Here is an 18,333-nt window from a genome sequence, read left to right as displayed (position 1 = left end):
AACGATCGCTTAATTACACAAGAACTCTATTAAGGTATCAAAAAAATTAGTAGCTTAATAAAAACGGAGGAATGTATGAGTGATTCATATTACAAAGGCTATTGGATGATAACAAATCGTTGTAATTTAAGATGCAGTTATTGTGTACTTGAAGATGCACCGCATCAGCTCAAGGCAGAACTTAATCTAGAAGCCAAGAAAGAATTAGTGAGCCATTTGTATCACAAACTTAACTTTCGCCGTCTTACATTATCAGGTGGAGAAGTAATTATTTTTGGTAAACATCCACCAAAGGAGTTCATTGAGTTACTTCGTCATATTCGAAAATTTCGTTCAGAAGATCCAGCTAAAAACTTAACTATAGAGCTTTATACCAATGGTACTTACTTAGATGAAAATGTTGTTAATGAAATGCAGGGAGTAGTCGATATTGTTGCTGTTACGATTGATAGTACTGAAGATAGTTTTTTGACAGAAATTGGTAGAAATTTTGGTGGATATAAGGAGTATTATAAAAATATTATGAATAAATGTAGCTTAATTTCAAAGGCTGGTATTGAATTAAAGTTTCACAGTGTTATTAGTACTAAAAATTATTTAACATTACCGAGTCAAGTTAAAGATATTCTTAATTCTCTAAAAAGTGCAGGTGGTAACTTATCATGCTGGAAATTTTATCAGTATATGTCATACGACAACCCTGAAAAAGATAATGCCCATGCAATCTCAACTAAAATGTATGAACAGTTTAAGGATAGTAGTATGGAAGCCTTATCAGGAAGAAGAATAAGTTTGCATTTTAAGGATAATAAAGAAATGGATGCTTCATTATTTAATATCTTGTCTTATGGTAATGCACAATATATGAGAGATGATGATACATGGTCAACTAGTAAACGTACCGAAGACTTGCGTTCTTATGGTTCAATGTCAGAATTATTTGCAAAGCATGATATTAACGAAGAACGTTTTCGTAAATTTCATGAGATGTGCTTATGAGTGTTATAGTAACTGTTGACCTTGATTGGGCATGTGAACCTGCTATAGAAGGAATCTTAGCTTTTTTAGAAGATAAAAAGATTACTCCTACTATTTTTAGTACCCATAATTCATCTATAGTAGAAGCCGTTATAAATAAAATTGAAATAGGACTCCATCCGTATTTTGGTACAAATTCATCACATGGTACTACAATTTCAGAGGTAGTAAAGCACGTTATGGATTTGCCTCATAATTTGGCAGCTTTCCGTTGTCATCGGTTTGCCACATGTAATTTATCTAAGCAAGCTATGTTTGAGGCAGGTATGTTAATATCATCAAATGTATGTACGGATCTAGAAATAATTACTCCTTTTAAAGATCGGTTTGGTTTTCTTGAAGTCCCTATTTCTTTGGAAGATGGTGGATATTTGTGGCGTAATCACCCAATGCAACTGGATGAAAGGTTGCGGAATATTGTTTTGAATCAAGCAACAAAAGTTATTACTATTCACCCTATGCATTTTGCTATAAATACTCCCTATTTTGCTTACATGTATGATATTAAACAATCAGTAAGTCGGGAAGAATGGAAAAATATGACTAAATCTACCCTTAATAAGCTTAAGTGGCAAGGATATGGGATTAGAAATCTAATTATTGAACTATTAGGAATAGTACCGGAAACCTTACCTTTAAGAACGTTAATTACCACGAGTTAGGATTGCATAATTATCCATAATAGTTGCCTTGATTATAAAATTGAAGTGGTCTATTTTAAGACACCGAAAAAAATCTTCTTTAGGATATTGCCACTGGTCTTGAGAAAAAAAGTATTTGCCTGAACTTTCTCGAAGTATAGACAAAAATTTAGTCAAATTTGTCTTTTTTCCATTAATGAGATCTTTAATATATTCAGCACAAACATTATCTTCTAGGGAAGGAGTTGTACCCTCATGTCCCATAGGAATTATTATAACTTTTGCATTTGATAGTGTTTTAATATATTCGGCAGTTGCACCTGCATTAACAAAACCTGCGGCAAGTATTATATCTGCTTCCTTAGCAAGAAGAACTCCCCAAGCCCCTGCTTCTGTCCTATGTAATACACTTCTACCAGCTATAGTAACAGCTCTAACTCTTGTTGGAGAATTTGGAATATCATAAATGAGATCTACTCCTTTTTCTGATTTCCCAATTAATAAAGGGTTATTGAAATTTGTTGCCAAACGAGAAATGATAGTACTTTCTTTTGCCAGCATATATATTGTTGGATTACGGTCTAGGACATAAGCCGCTGTAGTAAAAGCACGAAATACATCAATAATTACTACCACCTGAATTTGGTGCTTTTTATTAAACCTTAATTGTGTTGGTGCTATTATATATATTTTTTGGCAACCTGAGTCACATAGTGAGGTCATCTTTTTTTTTTGTGTACAACCACTAAATATAAATAATATAATAATCACTAAGTAATGATATTGTTTCATAAGAAAAATTTAATTTTATTTAGTTTTTAAATCCTAATTACATATGTTGTACTTGCATGTATCTTAACACTAATAAGTCTATTCAAGACCATTCAAAAGCAGAGGCAAAGCTAAATTTGAATTAGAAATCTACATCAAATCATTGGACTTATATCTTTAAGATGTACTTTAAATTGGTAAATCTTAGTATTGTCAGATATATAAAAGCAATTTGACCTAATCACAACTTGCTCTATGATTAGATTTTTAGAATGAATGTTTAACTTGCTACAGATAAAGTACGTATTTTTTGTTCTGTGGTCTTCCAATCGTTATCTTCGGCAAATTCCAAATCGTATTGATTCTGCATGTTCATCCACCAGCGAGGATTCACATTAAAGTATTTCCCAAGCCTTAGAGCAGTATCAGCTGTGATAGAACGATGGTGTTTAATTATATTATTTATACGGCTAACAGGTACACCAATATCACGAGCTAGTTGGCTTTGACTTATTCCCATAGGCTCTATAAATTCTTCAAGAAGAATTTGACCAGGTGAAATAAGGGATAATTTCTTTGTCATAGCTAATACCTCTTAATAAATTAGTGATAATCAACAATTTCTACATCGTAAGCATTTCCGTCATACCAAACAAAACACACACGCCATTGCTTATTGATACGAATACTATATTGGGTTTTACGTACACCTTTAAGAGCTTCTAGACGATTTGAAGGCGGAACACGTAAATCTTCTAAATTAATGGTTGTATGCAACATATATAATTTTTTGCGTGCCTGCTCGCCAAAAGCCTCAAAACGTTTAACTAGTTCTCTATTATGTAATTTCTCAGTATGTTTACATTTAAAACTTACAATCATTTTATAACATTATCAGTTTAACTTCAAGCATTATAACATTTACTATCAGTAACATTTACATTAATTTTCATGCCGGTACACGTTAGCATTCGTATCTTAATTATTTGTGGTTAGGCGATTTAAAGTATCATACAAAGTAGAACGTTTAATGCCAAAGTTTCTACAGATAGAAGCTTTGGTTTTGCCAACTCTTAAAGCTTCTTGGATTTCTTGTAAATTGTAATCAGGTTTTGCCCCCCTATTGTAATGAACTATTGCCCCCCCTAACCGCATTAAAAATTAGTTAATTTAAGCACTTTTTAATTTAAATTCTAATCGAATCTAAATTAAAATTTAGATAATATTTAGTTACACTCAATTAGTGATTTTCAATTATAGTTTTTGCTAATTTACATCTTTTCCACCTCTAAAACTTTTATTACCGGTTTCTATGATGTGATAATGATGTGTCAGTCTATCGATAATTACTTTTGTTGCTTTAGCATTACCAAATATATCACCCCATTCTTCAAATCTCAAATGGCTAGTGATGATAAGCGAAGACTGCTCATATAATTTAGCAAATAGCCGAGTAACACACCCCTACCTAGGTGTAGAATAGGGGGTAGTATGAGGGGGCGGTATGCCCCCTTCTTAAACCCCTTTATAATAAAAAAGATGGTAAAGATTTATATAAGGTGGTGAAATAATAGATATAGTCAGTTCATTTAGTTTTTGCTAACTGCGTGCTTATACATTGACTTTCGTCAATGGGTGCGTTTAAATAATGATGTGTACAAATCGAATACAAAAACTTATGAAGTTATTGGGAATAATAGACTTAGCTAAAAGATGGAACTATACTAAGCAAGGGGTGAATCAAAAAATAAAACAGGATAAAAATTTTCTAAAACCAATAGCTATAATTAATAAAAATACACTAGGTTCTTATATCATAATTTAAAGATATAAGAACCTAGTATTACATATTTTTTAATTAATGTTTTTAAGAACGCTCTCTTTCTAGTGTTTCAAGCTTACTCAAAACCATTTTTACGTACATTTCTATTTGCTCTAAATGAAAAGTTGTATGTAACATATGTTCTTCTCTTTTAATACTAAGGTTTATCAATTCTTGTAGCTTTTCAAATAAGGATAAAACCTCTTTTTTTTCATCATTAAAGACAATAGAGGTATTATTAGTACTAAGACTAAGGTAGATATGTTTCAGGAATTTCAAAGAAACTAATATAGATAATCCTTCAATAAGGATAAGTGATATCGTAATTATTTGGTACAACATATTAATTACCTCTATAATCTTTGTTAAAATAAAACACAAAGTGAAAGTATAAGAGGTTTCTATAAAGAATGAAGTTGATTTAACGGGTAAGTTTATTTATCATATTGTTTAACCTTGTTAACTATGGTTGAGACTGATTAACACATTTTGTGTTAATCAGTTTGTACTAAGTCTTCAGATATTTTTCGGTGGTCAAACTTTGAAATATGAAGATTTAGTACAGGACATTAGCACTCTAAGCAGAGATAAACTTTTATACTTGTTACGCTTATTCTTCGCTTTTTGCTTAATTGAGTTTAATATAAGGTTTTAGGAGCGTCAATAATAAATACTGCTTAGCAGTATTTATTTTTTAATTCATCTTATTTTTTTTATAGAATGTCACTTAGTATTAACTTACAAAATTTTTTAAGGATAAAATTTCAGGAAAAAAAACTTAAAAGAAAAGATTTTATATCTCAAAGTGGGATAAATCCAACTACAACAAACAAAATTATTGGTGGTAATTTCCGTAATCCCAGCCTGAAAACTCTATTAAAATTGGCTAATTACTTTAATTGTCACTTAGATGAAGTGATTGGCAGAGATAAAAAGTATTATACTGTTTTTACTAACAACTATAAGAAACTAACAGAAGATGAAATTAATACTAATCTCAAAAAACTAATTAAAGATAAAATTCAAGAAACTGGACTCAGTGCCTTTCAATTAGCTATTCGTATAGGATGTAGCCAAAATACTATTTTTAATTTTCTAGACGATAAAAGAGAGCAAAAAACTCTTGGTAGTCCTGTTATGGTAGCACTAGCCAATTATTTTCAGCTGTCAATAGATGAAATGATTGGCAGAATTTCCATTGAGTCTCTTAATAAAATTCCTAAAGATATTAATAGCCACTAAAGTTATGTTAAAAATTAAAAATCTAAGGTTCACGCTTAGAATCCCAGTATCAGAAGTAAAGGAACTGATTTTAATTACTATTATGGTTGCACATGCAAATCAATTGGCTTATCTACTGCAATAGCATATCTATAAATTGTTTGTAGACTTGGAAAATGCTTGCCACTTTCTAAACGAGCAATTACAGACTGGGTAGTATTCATTTTTTCTGCTACCTTGCTTTGAATTTTGAAAGTGAAAGTCAGTTAATATGATTCTAATAACTTAATTCTTTTTGAAGCTTTTTATCAAAGGTTTTTATTTTGTGACTTTTGTTTTTTTTACCTTCTACTAAAATCATATAATCTCCAAAATCAGCTTTGCCAGTTACATATTTTTCTAGAGCTTCTAGTACTACTTCCCTTTGACCTATAACGATACCTGTTGAATCAGTTAGTGTTATTATTGCTTGATATATCTCATCCCTAGAGAATCCTTTTACTTTCAAAACCCATGCAAATTCTAAAATAGCGTAAGAAGAAATAAACAATGAGTTTTCCTGAGTAATTTTTAAAAGAAACTCTTGAGCTTCTTTTGCCTGCTCCGGATCATCCTGTAAGTAAGCTCTAACTAGTACATTGGTGTCAACTCCTATCATTTTCAGCTATCGCTTTACTAATTGCATCATCTATGTCTTCAATAGACATCGGTTTCTCTTGAGATTTACTTTTACCCATACCAAAAAAGCTGGTAATACTTTTCTTTACAGAAAAAATTTCTAAGCTATCATTGTTTTTTATATTAATTAGTAGTTCTGAGCCAGAATGTAACCCTAACTTTGTTCTTAATATCTTAGGAATTACTAATTGACCTTTTGAAGATAAAATTGCTCTCGCACTCATAAATATAAACACTTAAATGAATAAAATGTATCTAAAGTAAGTTAACATAACTTACTTTAGATTGTCAACATGTTAAAAATTATAAACCAAGTTCACCATGTGAGCCAAGGCGGACTAATTGAGACCATTCAAAAGCAGGGGCAAAGCTAAATTTTGCTAAAAAATGTACCCAGCTTTTTATAAAAATATATTACAAAATGAATCTATAACACGGAGAGATTGAATTATGGCAAAAATTACAATAAAAGAAGAAGAGGTTACTAGATTCAAAGAAAATCCAAAAACGTTACAGGAGATTTTTATGTATGCTATTTGGGCTGAGGATGTTGAGGCTATTAAATTATTATGTGAACTTACACCAATAAAGTCTCATATAGACAAAAAAGCATTATTTGATGCATTAACTTACGTAGTCTACAATGATAAAAATCTCAACTTAGTAGAATTAGTAATTGATGGTTTAGAGATTGATTTAAGTAAACAAACATCTCCGGATACTGGAGGCACTTTACTTACTCTAGCGGCTTGTTATGGGAGTGTAGCAATTGGTAATTTCTTGCTCAATCGTAACTTTGATTCTAACCATCAAGATATAACGGAGCAAACTGCCTTACATTACGCGGTAATTTATGACAAAAAACCTTTTGTCAATTTGCTCCATAATCATCAAGCTAACCTAAATATTCAAGATAGTAACGGTTATACTGCACTTCACTTGACAGCATTGTATAAACATCGTGCGATGGCAAAGAAATTAGAAGACCTAAGAGCTGATACTACAATCAAAGATAAGCGTGGATATAATTATAAAAAGCTTCGCGAAGATGTAATAAAACAAAAGAATGAATTTCCTCCCCCTAAGTTACCGTCAATTGAATCACTTGAATATTTAAATTTATACAAAGGAATAGTAAGTTTTTATAAAGCTATGTTATTGGACAAAAACAGAGAGGAATATATTCTAACTACTATTGATAGTTTAGAAGAGTTTCTAAACCCATTAACCAAACCTTCAGCAAATGTATCACCTGCCAAAGAACTGCCGGTGAGTGTACCTATCGAAGAAGCATTACGTACATTAGCAGCAGTATATGAATGTTATAAAGAGAATAATAATAGTGCTGAACTAAAGGACTATATAATAGAGAAAGCAAAATATTGGGAAGCATTTGTTGTGCTAGCTATGTTATATAATACAATATGTGTAGAGTATTTAGACAATGCAGATTATTACAATGCTAGAAGATGTGCTGAACTAGCTTATGATAATATAAATCGTTGTACAAAAGCTCAAGATAACTCTTTGCAGGAATTATTGTATAATATTTTTTATAATCTCGGGAAAGTGTGGAAATATTTTGATAAAGAAATATCTATTCAATATTTTATTAAGGCAGAAGAATTAATAGCAGGTGATCAGGATACAGTGAAAGAATTATTAAACTATTACATTATTTGCCATAATGTTGAGAAATCCTTAGAGCAAATAAACAAAATAACCGATCCTGATCTTAAAACACTATACTCAATAAAACGGAAGTCCTATTTCCAACATGATGGTCATATTATTGATGAATTAAAGGAACATGCACAAAGTACAGAAGATGCAGAACTTAGAAAATTATACACTATCATGTTGGAATTTGTAGATCAAACAGATTCTACTATTGCAAAATTATGCGAAAAACATGGTTTTACATTTCCAAAACTTGGAAAGCCTGAAAACTTAAAATATGTTCTATGTGTAGAAACTTGGGCTGAAAAATTTTCCCAAGAACAACCTATTAAAGCCATTAATTGTTACCAAGAACTTAGTACCCATACAGAACGATATATCATACCAACATACTTATTTAAAATATTAGAGCTTTGCAAATACTCCAACTCTTGGAGAGAAGGGTTAGAGCATCTTACAACTATGTACGAGCAATATAGTGATATCTTATCAAATCATACTATGCTTCCTCTAAAATATTTAGAGTTTATTTTTTATGAAGCAAATGACTGTCAGCAACAATCTAAAGATTGTTGGGATTTTCTAGAAACCCATGCTAAGTCAGGCGATATAGCTTCTAGATTGTTCTCTTATGCTAAAGATTTTGCCTTGTATATAGCTATAGAAAAGAATGATTTTACTAAAGCGTCTGAGTATTTAAATTCACCTCTTGTTTGGGACATAAAACAAACTGGCATACAGTCTCCAAGGTTAGATGAGGCAACCAAAGAAGCTACAAAATTACGGTTATTGCTAGAAAAACTACAAAAAATAGGTAGTTTGACAACAGAACAAACTCCATCTGTTGCCACAGAAAAAACTAGTTTTACAGAGGAAATTGTTGCCATTGAATCAACCGAAAATCCTGATGAATTAAATGAACTTGTTAATACCTTATATCCCAAAGCAATACATGCTTATTTTCAACAAAAAAAGAAGGGGTTATTACAAAAGCCAATAGAGGCAACAGTAAAAGAACCACCATGCGTGTGGAATACACACACAGGAGTTGTTTACAGTTCTGATCAAGAAGATGTTTATCCTGTAACAGGTAAAGAAAATTTTTATGCAGTAATTAATCGCAAATTAGTTAAGAAATTAGAAAAAGAGGAGTTATTAACTAAATTTACTGATGCTTTATTAAAAGGTTTCACTGGCAGGGAGCAGGGTAGTAATGGGATAAAATTTCTCTCTACAACCTACGAACTCAAAATTACCGGTGATGATCGATTACATACCAAGCATGTATACACAAAGCAAGGTAAGTTTTTAATTGATTTTGATAATTGGGGAGGACATCAAGAAGTAACAGCAGCAATAAACGCAGGTCCTTTGGAAACTACTGAATGCGAGATATCTTATATTCCTAATATTCCTCAGGAGACTAAGAAAACAGAAACATCCTATTCACTTCAACATATCACTAGAGAGATAGAACATGTAAGCATTAGTGAAGAAGAAGGGACAGTTGAATTATCTGGATATAACAAATATTATGCAGATTGAGACGAAAAATAGTACATGGATTGAATGGAAACAAAAATGAGAACTTTTAGAAGGTTTAATTAATAACCAAAAAATACTCTGAAACTCGTATCATAAAAGACTTTGAGAATATATCAGTTTATCGGCGAGGATATGTATACTGCTCGTAAATGAAGGGTTGCAAAGATAGGAGAGATATTGTAGAGTTTAGGAGATTATGAGTAAGAATGTATTGACAGAAGAACAAAGAGAAAAGTTGAAGGAACGTCATAAGACAGAACGAGACGGACGCATACGTGATCGTATTAAGGCAGTTTTGATGTATGACGATGGGTATAGTAATGTAGAGATTGCTAAGGTACTACTCTTGAGCCACGAATCGATAAGAAAACATATTGTTGATTATCAAAAAGCCAATAAGCTTGATACCAACAATGGAGGTAGCACAAGCAAATTAAGTGATGGTGAGAGGGAAGAATTAGCGAGTCACCTAGAAGCAAATAATTATGTTTATGCTAAAGATATCATGCATCACATTTAGAACAAATATGGGGTAACATATACGATAACGGGAGTAACAAAATTACTATACAAATTGGGTTTTGTTTACAAGAAGCCGAAAATAGTACCGGCTAAGCTGGATTTTGACAAGCAAGAATTATTTAAGTTAAACTACAGTTTACTAATTTATCATAATTTTGAACAATTTTCGGAAGCAATAAACAAATTTTTTAGCAACATTGGTGATTATAAAGATAGGTTACGTACCTTCATAAACGATAATTTCCAAACTATTACCGTTAACCATTTCTGCAACTCTTCAGGTTAATTGAGTATACCAAGCTATACAGTCTTTGTTCAGAGGTTGAATAAATTGGCTGATGCATTTATTGTAATTACTGAGATTTTGCATGAACAAATTCCAGTACATGAAAGTCAAAAAACATGCCAATTGATCAATTCTATGCCGGTAATTTTAGCACATCGTGGAAGAAGATTTAATGCAAAAGTAGCTCTAGAAATTGCCACAGCTAATGGTTATTGTGCAACTAAAAACTACATTACTATGGTGTCAAGTTGCATATTTTAGCTGGCTATAAGCAAGGTTTTCTGCTTATTATGTAGGTACAACAAAATGCATTAATTAATATTAATTATAAATTATGCGTGAACAATCATTGCATTGCTTAAATAGATTAACAAAAATTATATACGGAATATTTTTGTTAATCTTTATAATGTACACTATATTTAGTATATACATACATCAGTATTATCAAAAACAAGCTAGCCAAGAAAAGTTTCATATTTTACAAGAGTATTATAATAGAATATTAGAACTTACTTTAAACCATCTAAATTATTTAGCATTAAAAGTTCCTACAAATCTTGAAAAAAGTACTATTACAATAGATACAAATAACTACATCCAAATTTGTTATAATAAATGTATCAGTTATAACAAATTTAAATTTAGTACATTACTAGATAAATTTATTCCTAAGTTCATTTATTATAAGATTAAATTAAACAATGACATGCTTTGTGCAAATACCAATAAGTCAAAATATACAATTACAAAGGCTTATCGCATTAACGATCATACGCAACTTAATATAAGTATTTTAATTGACAAAGCATTTTGGAATAAAACAGAGCATAAGATTAAGAAACCATTTTATTTATTATCTTTATTTATATTAGTTAATTTCTTACTATTATATCTTTTATATAAAACAATGCTCAGTCATTGTAAAAAAGAATATAAATCTTATTATAAAAATGAAAATAGTGTTTATTTAAAACAACTAAAGGCAGAACATAAAAAAGAACTGTCAGATCGTGAAACATCTTTAATGAAAAAGATATGGGATATTGAGTTTGCAAAACAAAAAGACTTAGAAATCAATTGCTTATTCTCTCAAGCAGCAAATAAGTTAGTATTTATGAATGAACAACATAGTAATTATGACGAAATGATTAAAAATTACGGAGTGCAGAATATTAGTAATCGTATGCCGTGTTCTATAGTATTATATCAAAACCATATGGTAGAGGAAGTAAGTACTAGTAAACTAATCGAGTTTTTTACAAATAGATTTAAGAAAGAAGATGAAAATATATCAATTAAAATATCAAGCTCATTAGAAGTAATAAAGTTTGTATCTCAGGCAGCTTTATATCAGATAATATATAGTTTAATTAATTACATACTATTTTTATTAAAAAAACAATTTCCTGTGGTTAAACGCCAAATTAACTTGTCTTTGAACCAAAAAGATACAAAATTCAAGTTGAATCTAGAATATGATGGTATCCCTATTAAGAATGAAGAAGAATTATTGAATATGTCTAGTAATTTCTTTAAAACTCATGCAAATCCATTTTTATTAAATATAAATCAAATATTTAATATGCTAAGGTCGAATGATTTTTATTGTAAAGTTAGTTATGATAAGATAAACGTGATAGAAATAGCAGAGAAATTTCAAAAAAGTACACGAATTGTAGACAAGAAAAATGATAATATAGTTCACATTACCTCTTTTAAGAAAGAAAAAAATGAATAAATATTTAACATTAACAATATTATTAATCATGCATAGTACATCTCTAGCAGTAGAACGAATATCTAATCTTGTAATACCAGTAAGTTATTTTGTTAATCATGTTAGACAGCTAGAAGAACTTAAAGATAATCTAAATAAATACCGACAAGCTAGTATTATTGGTACTAGTGGCATAGGTAAAACACAACTTGTTAGAACATACGCTTATGACAATAAGACCACTTACAACATCATTTGGTTTTTTGATTGTAATCAAGATATTAATATAGAATTTACTAAATTAGCTAAACAGCTTAATAAGAATAATATATCAGAAGATGCTGATCTAGCTAAGAGAGATGTAATGGATTATTTAGTAACTCAAGATAAATGGTTATTAGTTTTTGATAATTTAAAAATTGGAGAAAATAAAAAAATTCAAGATTTAATCGATTGGGAACATAATGGCAATATTATATTTTGCTCTCAAGATGGTAAGATATTACCAAATACCATAGAGATGACTTTATTTGTTAATAGTGATGCTATTACTTTAACAACTAATTTATTAAATAATCCAGATAAGAAAGATATTAAGTTTTTAGTAGAAGCTTTTAATGGGTATCCAATACTAATAGTTCAAGGAACTCAATTGTTAAATCAAGTTAAGGGTTTAGGTAGAGAAGAATATAAGAAAAAGATTTACCAATCGGCTGACAAGATCAAGCTGAATATCGAATTAGCAATGCAAGAGTTAACACCTTCAGCTGTTCAATTACTTAAAAAAATAGCTTTAATAAATAATCAAGCTTTTTCCAAGCAATTACTTGTTATTATTACCGATCATCCAAATACCATAGATGACGATATTTTCCAGTTATCAAAATTTGTATTAATTTCTAATATTGACTCAGATCAAGATAATCCTGTTTTTGAGATGCATGATGTTATAGCTCAGAAAACAATAAAGATTAATGGTTATCAGGATAATAAAGTTTATTTAGAATATATTATTGATAAAATCACTAAAGCTATACCTAATAATGGTAAACAGCCTCCGGAACATACTTTTCGTAGTGGTAAAACAATAAATGAAAATTTGAAAATCATTACAGACTATCAGCAAAGTTATAATCTTAGCATATACAAGTTACTGCCACTCAATTTACAATTATTTATAAATTATATTAATATGTTTCAGTTTTATGAGGCAGAAAAATTATTTAATTGGTTTGATGAATTAGATAAAAAAGAGATATTGAAATTATGGTTAATGAATAATGAAGAAAAATTATTTTATGCTAGATATCTAGGAGTGATCGGAGGGTATTATAAAATTAGACTGGCGAATTGGTATAAAGCTTTAGAATACTCCTTAAGAGCTAATCAAGTGTTAGAAAAAGTAGAAGGTTATCAAGCTATTAAGTGTAACGTTCTTTACAATATAGCAAGTACTCGTATTTCATTAGGTCAAATTAACGAAGCTCAAAGTGAGATTAATGCAATAGAAAAGAATACTAATTTTATAGGTTTAGGGCAAGTAACGCGTATAATGAAATCAAAGTTATATCATTATATTGGTAATGAGCAACAAGCGTTAGAGGAATGTGATAAAGAGATAATGCAAATCTCTAGAAGTGGTACTCGACTCAATGATGTGTTGTATTTTTCTAATAATTACATATTAAAAGCTGAAATATTAAACTCACTTGGTAGATATCAAGAAGCCTATGTACAAATACAACAGTTATATGATACTCATAAACTAGTAACAAAAGAGCATTGTGAAGTATTTGGTCGCATTTTTACTCAAATGGCAAGATCTGAACTTGGATTAGGAGAAATCAATAAAGCCTTAGAACACGCAAAAAAAGCTATAATAATTTTTCTTGCTGATGAGAAAAGAAATCCTAAAAATACTACCTATCTCATTGATCCTGATTTAGCAGCTAGTTATGTAGTTCAAGGTGATATTTTATTTGCTTTAAATAAGTTGGAGGAAGCTATAACATCTTATAGACAAGCTTATGGTATATATTTTTATCTATATAAGGATAGAAGAAAGAATGTTGCTTATACAAGTTACTTGTACCTTCAAGGTGCTAAAGCTGCATGTAAAAAACAAGATTTTCGTATTTATAAGGATTTTGGTAAATCACAAGTTGAAGAATTTGGAGTAGATCACCCTAACACTATCGCTATGTTTGAATATTGTAAACAGTATGGTATGAATTTAGAGAGGTGAAGTGCATTAGCATTTCAATTTGATGTATCTAATTTATAAGACAATGGTCAAGTTAACCTTAGCTTTGTATAATAACGCAAGCATCTGTAATAGAATATTTATGGTTCGTAGTATTTATCTATTAACCAATCAACAAATGATTTATTAATAGGCTCAGGCTGTTTTTTTAGAGAGTAGTGATATACTTCTTCCCGACTTCCGCATTTTTTAATAAGGCATAAGCTTGGAAGGCATATAGTGCTAGGGTTTTTAAATTTTAGGCACAACATTATTTTGTTATTTTAAATATATTTCAGCATGGTCTGAACGTTTGATGTTAAAGGTTTTATAGATTTTTCTAGCTTCGTTTTTTATTGCACTTGGTAGTTTATAAAAATCACCAGTCTTTGTATGTCTTAAGATTGAAGCCTGTACTGATATTAATAATTCAACAATATTAGTTACACTAATCTTTTGGGTCAGAGCAACCTTGTATTCTATAGTCTTAAGCACTGCAAAACTCATATAATACTAATTCCCTAATTTAATTTAGCAAATAATTCATACAACAAATCGATTTAATTAGTGAGGCACTTAAATTTTTAAGGCAGGAACATACTACTATTTCTAGTTGTTCGATTGTGTCATATACTCTATTCTTTATAGTATTAGACTTTAAATATTGCCACAATTTTTCTGTCGGATTCAATTCTTACTTTTACCCACAATTCTGGGAGAGAAATATAGATAATATTTCGATACTTTCTGTAAGATTTTCGTAGCCCCTCCATAGTGTCATAGTTCCTGGTAATTTATCATTTTTTCTATTCATAAATCCTCCTAATTTACCAAGCCAGATAATAGCTTGTTTCATAGTTGGAGGTTCTTCAGGTATGAAAATAGTTTTATGCTCTCGAATATAAAGAGTTTGCCATTCTTGTGAAGTTAAAATCTTAGTACACACTTCTTGCGGATGAGATATTGCTACTTTTGATAAATATAAAATTTTAAATGCAATGATGCTTTTTATGGCAATTAATTTTTCTAGTCTTTCTTTTGTAGCTAAACGAGAATTTTCTATTTTACATCCAGATTTTAGAACTCTGAAATATTCTTCAATTCTCCATCTTAACTTGTACCAATTTATCCTTTCAATCGCATCTTCAAAATTACTGACAGGAACATTAGTTAGCAAGAGCCAATCAATTGCTTCCACTCCTTTAGGGGGGACTTGTTCTTTAGCTCTTACAACATAGAGCACTACTTTATCACTGATTTTGTGTTCAGTATTTTTTGAACCATATAATGAAGGGGTTCTAATTGGTATTAAACCAGACATATATTTTATTTCAATATTTGCCATTCTTGCTGCTTCATTGTTCTTTTTTGGAACTTGAATTACTATTTCTTTCTTTGCGGATATCTGATTTATATGGGTTTGCAAATTTGTTTTTCTTCCCTCTGTAGAAATAAATTTTCTATTTTGTCTATTACGAACAATAAACAAACTACCCTTTTCTTGACACGACCATAATAGTTCAAAGATATCTGCTTCTCTGTCACCAATAGTTATAACTTTAGTATCTTTAGGTATAATATGCATAGTGTCCTTAAGTGCTGCTATCCACTTATAACTTTCTTTATCTTCAGTAGAAGATATATATTTTCTTCTTGATTTTTCTTGTGCAGTTTCTTCACGTATAACACGAGCCCAACATTGTTGAGAAGATAATCCTAAAGGTAATCCTTCCATTGTAAACATCAAGGCACTATGCACAATCAGCCCCATTTTATGTTTTGTATAAGACTTTGAGACGCTACCGAGCCCTTTAGTTTTAATATGAGAATCAAAATCTAGGTATGTTGTATCCTGAACTGAAAATACAAACTCATTACCTTTAATCCTTTCTTGTGTTTCTTTATAATGTGAATAATAAATTCCCGCTGGATCAAATTTTTTATTGCTAAATAATCTATACGCTCCTTTAGCCTCTTTCCAACTTCTGCAACTTTGATTTATTGAACCAAAAGCTTTGCTTTCTATAAGTGAGCTAGTTTTAATAAGTCTTTTTATAAGCCTTTGATCTCCAAAGTTAACATGCCTAAATTCCCTTTCTAACCACTTATCACCTAAGTTGTAAGCATTAGATAACGCTTGCATATTCCTCATTCTTTCCCCTTCTTATATTTTAAGTATATAATTCAATATTAGTTTATACTTAATTTTATATTTGTGGGTAAAAGTAAGAATTGAATCCGACAGAAAAATTGTGGGCTAATATGAAAAAATGGATTAAAAATAAGATAACAGAAACTAGTAAATTATTCGAAGCTATTTCTATGTTCTTTGCCACCTAATTCAATGTATTTTACTATAGAATAAAAATAAAAAAGCTAATGTCAGGTTATCAATATGTTTATCTATCAGAAACAGTTTGTCGGATGGAATTTTTATTAAAATCAGCCTCAGATATGATAGCATTTCGTAAGATTCAATGTATTTATTTACGTGCCAAGTTTTTATATTTACCTAAACAGATTTCTGAAATTACCGGTTTAAGTATTAGTCGAGTTAGGCAAATTCATACAGCTTATTACAAACTAGGAGAATCAGTATTAAAAAAAACTAAAAGAGGTGGTAGGAATCATTGCTATATGGACGAGGCTAATGAAAGTAAAATACTGGAATCTTTTAATGATAGAGCATCACAAGGGGAAATTGTAGTAGTCAGAGAAATACAGAAAAAATATGAAGAAGTTTTGCAAAAGAAAGTAACTAAATCAGCAATCTACAAAATGTTACATCGTCATTGTTGGCGTAAAGTTTTCCCTCGTCCCCATCATCCAAAGCAAAATAAAGATGAGATGGAAACTTTTAAAAAAACTTCAGCTCAGTGGTTACCGCCGCAAATACACAATCTAAATCACAGGGACTTGAATTACAAGTGATGTTTCAAGATGAGTCTCGTTTTGGAAGGATAAATGATATAAAAAGATGTTGGAGTTACAAAGGCAACAGACCTGGTGTCGCCAAACAAGTTATCCGGGAGTATAGTTATATTTATGGAGCATTTTGTCCAATTACTGGAGTATCGGATATGCTAATCTTACCTTCTATGACATTAGAATGTATGAATATTTTTTTACAAGAATTATCCATAAGACATCCTGATAAGTTTATTTTGTTGATATGTGATGGGGCATCAAATCATCGTCAAACTTCTATAACAATACCACAAAACATAATGATTCATCATCTTCCACCTTTGTCTCCTCAACTAAATCCTGCTGAGAATATATGGAAAGAAATAAAAGAAAAGTTCTTTTTCAACAAACTATTCCATTCAATGGAGTATGTATTAAATAGAATGTCAGATGCTATATTAAAATATGAAGCAACTCCTCAAATTATTAAGTCTATCACTAGTTGGAACTGGATTATTAATCCTATTAATTTTTTATTGAAAGATAATTAGTATGACTATTACTATCATAAGTAACCTTCATTGGTAAAGCAAAGCACGTTGCATAATCATGCAACAATTTACTATCGATATTATCAGTTTTAGCAAGCCATCCTTTAGCTTTAGCATAACTACGCACTTTATTAGGGTGTACTGTAGCAAAAGGCAATTTATTTATTTTTAAAAATTCTCTTAAATTATGTTCATATCCACCAGTAGGTTCAAAGACAACAATTAACTCAGATAAGACAGGATAGTATTTATTAATAGTGCTAAGTATAGTAGTAAAGCCATGTTGATCATTGGTAACTTCAAAAGCCTTGTTGGTAGCTGGCATATAGATACTTAAAGTTTTTTTACTAACGTCCACACCAATATAAGTTGTTGTCATATAGAGCCTCATGATTTATATTAATAATAGGATACGCTACATACTCATACGCAAGGTTTAAACCTTATGACATTCGTTCGTAGTCTTTATCTAAACAGGATGGGTCTTTGCTCAGGTACGAAGTCTTTAAAATTCAAAGCTTCAATTCGAGATACAGTTTACCCATCCTACCGCTATATATAACTGATCACGTTATATTTATTATGGCTTTTTTATTGTATGAGTTCGATATAGGAGATCAGTTTAATAGCCTCGGTGTTGCTACGGCTGGGACTAAAAATAGCCTGAAAGGCTATTAAGTATCATGGATTCCTGCTTTTAGTTAGGAAT

23 protein-coding genes and 1 pseudogene are annotated in these 18,333 nt (G+C 30.3%); 12 read left to right on the top strand and 12 right to left on the bottom strand.

All coding sequences use genetic code 11. The features are described from left to right. Positions 1–75: 75 nt before the first annotated feature. Positions 76–999, top strand: a complete 924-nt coding sequence (locus tag AAGD53_RS04580) for a radical SAM protein (RefSeq protein ID WP_341760883.1) — start codon at positions 76–78, stop codon at positions 997–999. After that, positions 996–1,700, top strand: coding sequence for a hypothetical protein (locus AAGD53_RS04575; RefSeq protein ID WP_341757692.1), 705 nt, complete (start codon positions 996–998; stop codon positions 1,698–1,700). Before AAGD53_RS04580 ends, AAGD53_RS04575 begins: the two co-directional genes overlap by 4 nt. Here AAGD53_RS04575 and AAGD53_RS04570 read toward each other — a convergent pair. The 5 genes and pseudogenes from AAGD53_RS04570 to AAGD53_RS04550 form a co-directional block, all read right to left on the bottom strand. After that, positions 1,683–2,471 carry a 2-phosphosulfolactate phosphatase gene (locus AAGD53_RS04570; RefSeq protein WP_341762364.1) on the bottom strand — a complete coding sequence of 263 codons (789 nt, stop codon included), beginning with the start codon at positions 2,469–2,471 and terminating at the stop codon, positions 1,683–1,685. The two genes, AAGD53_RS04575 and AAGD53_RS04570, sit on opposite strands and share 18 nt — an antisense overlap. A gap of 259 nt (positions 2,472–2,730) precedes the next feature. Then, positions 2,731–3,033 carry a HigA family addiction module antitoxin gene (locus AAGD53_RS04565; protein ID WP_341762363.1) on the bottom strand — a complete coding sequence of 101 codons (303 nt, stop codon included), beginning with the start codon at positions 3,031–3,033 and terminating at the stop codon, positions 2,731–2,733. A 20-nt stretch (positions 3,034–3,053) separates the two neighbouring features. Then, complete coding sequence (locus AAGD53_RS04560; RefSeq protein WP_341760887.1) at positions 3,054–3,332, bottom strand: type II toxin-antitoxin system RelE/ParE family toxin; 279 nt, start codon at positions 3,330–3,332, stop codon at positions 3,054–3,056. Between the two features lie 96 nt (positions 3,333–3,428). Then, complete coding sequence (locus AAGD53_RS04555) at positions 3,429–3,605, bottom strand: hypothetical protein (RefSeq protein WP_341760888.1); 177 nt, start codon at positions 3,603–3,605, stop codon at positions 3,429–3,431. Positions 3,606–3,737: 132 nt separating this feature from the next. Next, positions 3,738–3,899, bottom strand: a pseudogene (locus AAGD53_RS04550) (ATP-binding protein); the annotation flags it as partial. Positions 3,900–4,128: 229 nt separating this feature from the next. Between AAGD53_RS04550 and AAGD53_RS04545 the strand changes: the two are divergent. Next, on the top strand, positions 4,129–4,275 hold the full coding sequence (locus AAGD53_RS04545) for a hypothetical protein (protein WP_341760889.1): 147 nt from the start codon (positions 4,129–4,131) through the stop codon (positions 4,273–4,275). Between the two features lie 42 nt (positions 4,276–4,317). Here AAGD53_RS04545 and AAGD53_RS04540 read toward each other — a convergent pair whose 3' ends face one another. Further along, positions 4,318–4,614: a hypothetical protein gene (locus tag AAGD53_RS04540; protein ID WP_341762362.1), complete on the bottom strand. Its 297-nt coding sequence runs from the start codon at positions 4,612–4,614 to the stop codon at positions 4,318–4,320. 378 nt (positions 4,615–4,992) lie between these two features. Between AAGD53_RS04540 and AAGD53_RS04535 the strand changes: the two genes are divergently transcribed. Then, positions 4,993–5,514 carry a helix-turn-helix domain-containing protein gene (locus tag AAGD53_RS04535; protein ID WP_341762361.1) on the top strand — a complete coding sequence of 174 codons (522 nt, stop codon included), beginning with the start codon at positions 4,993–4,995 and terminating at the stop codon, positions 5,512–5,514. Between the two features lie 80 nt (positions 5,515–5,594). Here AAGD53_RS04535 and AAGD53_RS04530 read toward each other — a convergent pair whose 3' ends face one another. The 3 genes from AAGD53_RS04530 to AAGD53_RS04520 are packed head-to-tail and all read right to left on the bottom strand — an operon-like array spanning position 5,595 to position 6,395. After that, positions 5,595–5,717, bottom strand: a complete 123-nt coding sequence (locus tag AAGD53_RS04530) for a helix-turn-helix transcriptional regulator (protein ID WP_341762360.1) — start codon at positions 5,715–5,717, stop codon at positions 5,595–5,597. A 53-nt stretch (positions 5,718–5,770) separates the two neighbouring features. Then, positions 5,771–6,151 (bottom strand): PIN domain-containing protein, encoded by a 381-nt coding sequence (locus tag AAGD53_RS04525; RefSeq protein WP_341762359.1) that lies wholly within the window; start codon positions 6,149–6,151, stop codon positions 5,771–5,773. Beyond that, entirely contained in the window at positions 6,138–6,395 is a 258-nt protein-coding gene (locus AAGD53_RS04520) for an AbrB/MazE/SpoVT family DNA-binding domain-containing protein (protein ID WP_410521092.1), read from the bottom strand. Before AAGD53_RS04520 ends, AAGD53_RS04525 begins: the two co-directional genes overlap by 14 nt. Before the next feature lie 226 nt (positions 6,396–6,621). On the opposite strand from AAGD53_RS04520, the gene AAGD53_RS04515 reads away from it, so the two are divergent. From AAGD53_RS04515 to AAGD53_RS04490, 6 genes are all read left to right on the top strand, one after another. Beyond that, on the top strand, positions 6,622–9,396 hold the full coding sequence (locus AAGD53_RS04515) for an ankyrin repeat domain-containing protein (protein WP_341762358.1): 2,775 nt from the start codon (positions 6,622–6,624) through the stop codon (positions 9,394–9,396). A gap of 196 nt (positions 9,397–9,592) precedes the next feature. Further along, positions 9,593–9,916, top strand: a complete 324-nt coding sequence (locus tag AAGD53_RS04510) for a helix-turn-helix domain-containing protein (RefSeq protein WP_341756103.1) — start codon at positions 9,593–9,595, stop codon at positions 9,914–9,916. Between the two features lie 54 nt (positions 9,917–9,970). Further along, positions 9,971–10,204, top strand: a complete 234-nt coding sequence (locus AAGD53_RS04505; RefSeq protein WP_341762357.1) for a hypothetical protein — start codon at positions 9,971–9,973, stop codon at positions 10,202–10,204. A 36-nt stretch (positions 10,205–10,240) separates the two neighbouring features. Next, positions 10,241–10,465 carry a hypothetical protein gene (locus tag AAGD53_RS04500; RefSeq protein ID WP_341762356.1) on the top strand — a complete coding sequence of 75 codons (225 nt, stop codon included), beginning with the start codon at positions 10,241–10,243 and terminating at the stop codon, positions 10,463–10,465. Between the two features lie 133 nt (positions 10,466–10,598). Next, the gene (locus tag AAGD53_RS04495) at positions 10,599–11,945 is read left to right on the top strand and encodes a hypothetical protein (RefSeq protein ID WP_341762355.1); all 1,347 of its coding nucleotides are present in this window, start codon (positions 10,599–10,601) and stop codon (positions 11,943–11,945) included. Further along, the gene (locus AAGD53_RS04490; protein WP_341762354.1) at positions 11,938–14,169 is read left to right on the top strand and encodes a tetratricopeptide repeat protein; all 2,232 of its coding nucleotides are present in this window, start codon (positions 11,938–11,940) and stop codon (positions 14,167–14,169) included. The genes AAGD53_RS04495 and AAGD53_RS04490 overlap by 8 nt, the downstream gene beginning before the upstream one ends. A 276-nt stretch (positions 14,170–14,445) precedes the next feature. On the opposite strand, the gene AAGD53_RS04485 is transcribed toward AAGD53_RS04490, so the two are convergent. Both AAGD53_RS04485 and AAGD53_RS04480 read right to left on the bottom strand, forming a co-directional pair. Next, positions 14,446–14,673, bottom strand: coding sequence for a hypothetical protein (locus AAGD53_RS04485; RefSeq protein ID WP_341762353.1), 228 nt, complete (start codon positions 14,671–14,673; stop codon positions 14,446–14,448). A 193-nt stretch (positions 14,674–14,866) separates the two neighbouring features. Next, positions 14,867–16,309, bottom strand: a complete 1,443-nt coding sequence (locus AAGD53_RS04480) for an IS4 family transposase (RefSeq protein WP_341762352.1) — start codon at positions 16,307–16,309, stop codon at positions 14,867–14,869. Positions 16,310–16,545: 236 nt separating this feature from the next. Here AAGD53_RS04480 and AAGD53_RS04475 point away from each other — a divergent pair, with 236 nt between their 5' ends. Both AAGD53_RS04475 and AAGD53_RS04470 read left to right on the top strand, forming a co-directional pair. After that, positions 16,546–17,097, top strand: coding sequence for a winged helix-turn-helix domain-containing protein (locus AAGD53_RS04475; RefSeq protein ID WP_341762351.1), 552 nt, complete (start codon positions 16,546–16,548; stop codon positions 17,095–17,097). After that, a complete protein-coding gene (locus AAGD53_RS04470; RefSeq protein WP_341762350.1) occupies positions 17,097–17,624 on the top strand; it encodes an IS630 family transposase in 528 nt (175 codons plus the stop codon). The genes AAGD53_RS04475 and AAGD53_RS04470 overlap by 1 nt, the downstream gene beginning before the upstream one ends. Here AAGD53_RS04470 and AAGD53_RS04465 read toward each other — a convergent pair. Further along, positions 17,599–18,003 (bottom strand): IS110 family transposase, encoded by a 405-nt coding sequence (locus AAGD53_RS04465; RefSeq protein WP_341762349.1) that lies wholly within the window; start codon positions 18,001–18,003, stop codon positions 17,599–17,601. The two genes, AAGD53_RS04470 and AAGD53_RS04465, sit on opposite strands and share 26 nt — an antisense overlap. Positions 18,004–18,333: the final 330 nt, after the last annotated feature.

Origin of the sequence: Candidatus Tisiphia endosymbiont of Melanophora roralis, assembly GCF_964026575.1 — a bacterium.
GTDB lineage: Bacteria > Pseudomonadota > Alphaproteobacteria > Rickettsiales > Rickettsiaceae > Tisiphia.
This window is presented reverse-complemented; position numbering and strand designations above follow the sequence as displayed.

Coding starts and splice junctions, on each gene's coding strand:
- AAGD53_RS04580 (WP_341760883.1), top strand. CDS start 76: ATGAGTGATTCATATTACAAAGGCTATTGGATGATAACAAATCGTTGT.
- AAGD53_RS04575 (WP_341757692.1), top strand. CDS start 996: ATGAGTGTTATAGTAACTGTTGACCTTGATTGGGCATGTGAACCTGCT.
- AAGD53_RS04570 (WP_341762364.1), bottom strand. CDS start 2,471: ATGAAACAATATCATTACTTAGTGATTATTATATTATTTATATTTAGT.
- AAGD53_RS04565 (WP_341762363.1), bottom strand. CDS start 3,033: ATGACAAAGAAATTATCCCTTATTTCACCTGGTCAAATTCTTCTTGAA.
- AAGD53_RS04560 (WP_341760887.1), bottom strand. CDS start 3,332: ATGATTGTAAGTTTTAAATGTAAACATACTGAGAAATTACATAATAGA.
- AAGD53_RS04555 (WP_341760888.1), bottom strand. CDS start 3,605: ATGCGGTTAGGGGGGGCAATAGTTCATTACAATAGGGGGGCAAAACCT.
- AAGD53_RS04545 (WP_341760889.1), top strand. CDS start 4,129: ATGAAGTTATTGGGAATAATAGACTTAGCTAAAAGATGGAACTATACT.
- AAGD53_RS04540 (WP_341762362.1), bottom strand. CDS start 4,614: ATGTTGTACCAAATAATTACGATATCACTTATCCTTATTGAAGGATTA.
- AAGD53_RS04535 (WP_341762361.1), top strand. CDS start 4,993: ATGTCACTTAGTATTAACTTACAAAATTTTTTAAGGATAAAATTTCAG.
- AAGD53_RS04530 (WP_341762360.1), bottom strand. CDS start 5,717: ATGAATACTACCCAGTCTGTAATTGCTCGTTTAGAAAGTGGCAAGCAT.
- AAGD53_RS04525 (WP_341762359.1), bottom strand. CDS start 6,151: ATGATAGGAGTTGACACCAATGTACTAGTTAGAGCTTACTTACAGGAT.
- AAGD53_RS04520 (WP_410521092.1), bottom strand. CDS start 6,395: ATGAGTGCGAGAGCAATTTTATCTTCAAAAGGTCAATTAGTAATTCCT.
- AAGD53_RS04515 (WP_341762358.1), top strand. CDS start 6,622: ATGGCAAAAATTACAATAAAAGAAGAAGAGGTTACTAGATTCAAAGAA.
- AAGD53_RS04510 (WP_341756103.1), top strand. CDS start 9,593: ATGAGTAAGAATGTATTGACAGAAGAACAAAGAGAAAAGTTGAAGGAA.
- AAGD53_RS04490 (WP_341762354.1), top strand. CDS start 11,938: ATGAATAAATATTTAACATTAACAATATTATTAATCATGCATAGTACA.
- AAGD53_RS04485 (WP_341762353.1), bottom strand. CDS start 14,673: ATGAGTTTTGCAGTGCTTAAGACTATAGAATACAAGGTTGCTCTGACC.
- AAGD53_RS04480 (WP_341762352.1), bottom strand. CDS start 16,309: ATGCAAGCGTTATCTAATGCTTACAACTTAGGTGATAAGTGGTTAGAA.
- AAGD53_RS04475 (WP_341762351.1), top strand. CDS start 16,546: ATGTCAGGTTATCAATATGTTTATCTATCAGAAACAGTTTGTCGGATG.
- AAGD53_RS04470 (WP_341762350.1), top strand. CDS start 17,097: ATGTTTCAAGATGAGTCTCGTTTTGGAAGGATAAATGATATAAAAAGA.
- AAGD53_RS04465 (WP_341762349.1), bottom strand. CDS start 18,003: ATGACAACAACTTATATTGGTGTGGACGTTAGTAAAAAAACTTTAAGT.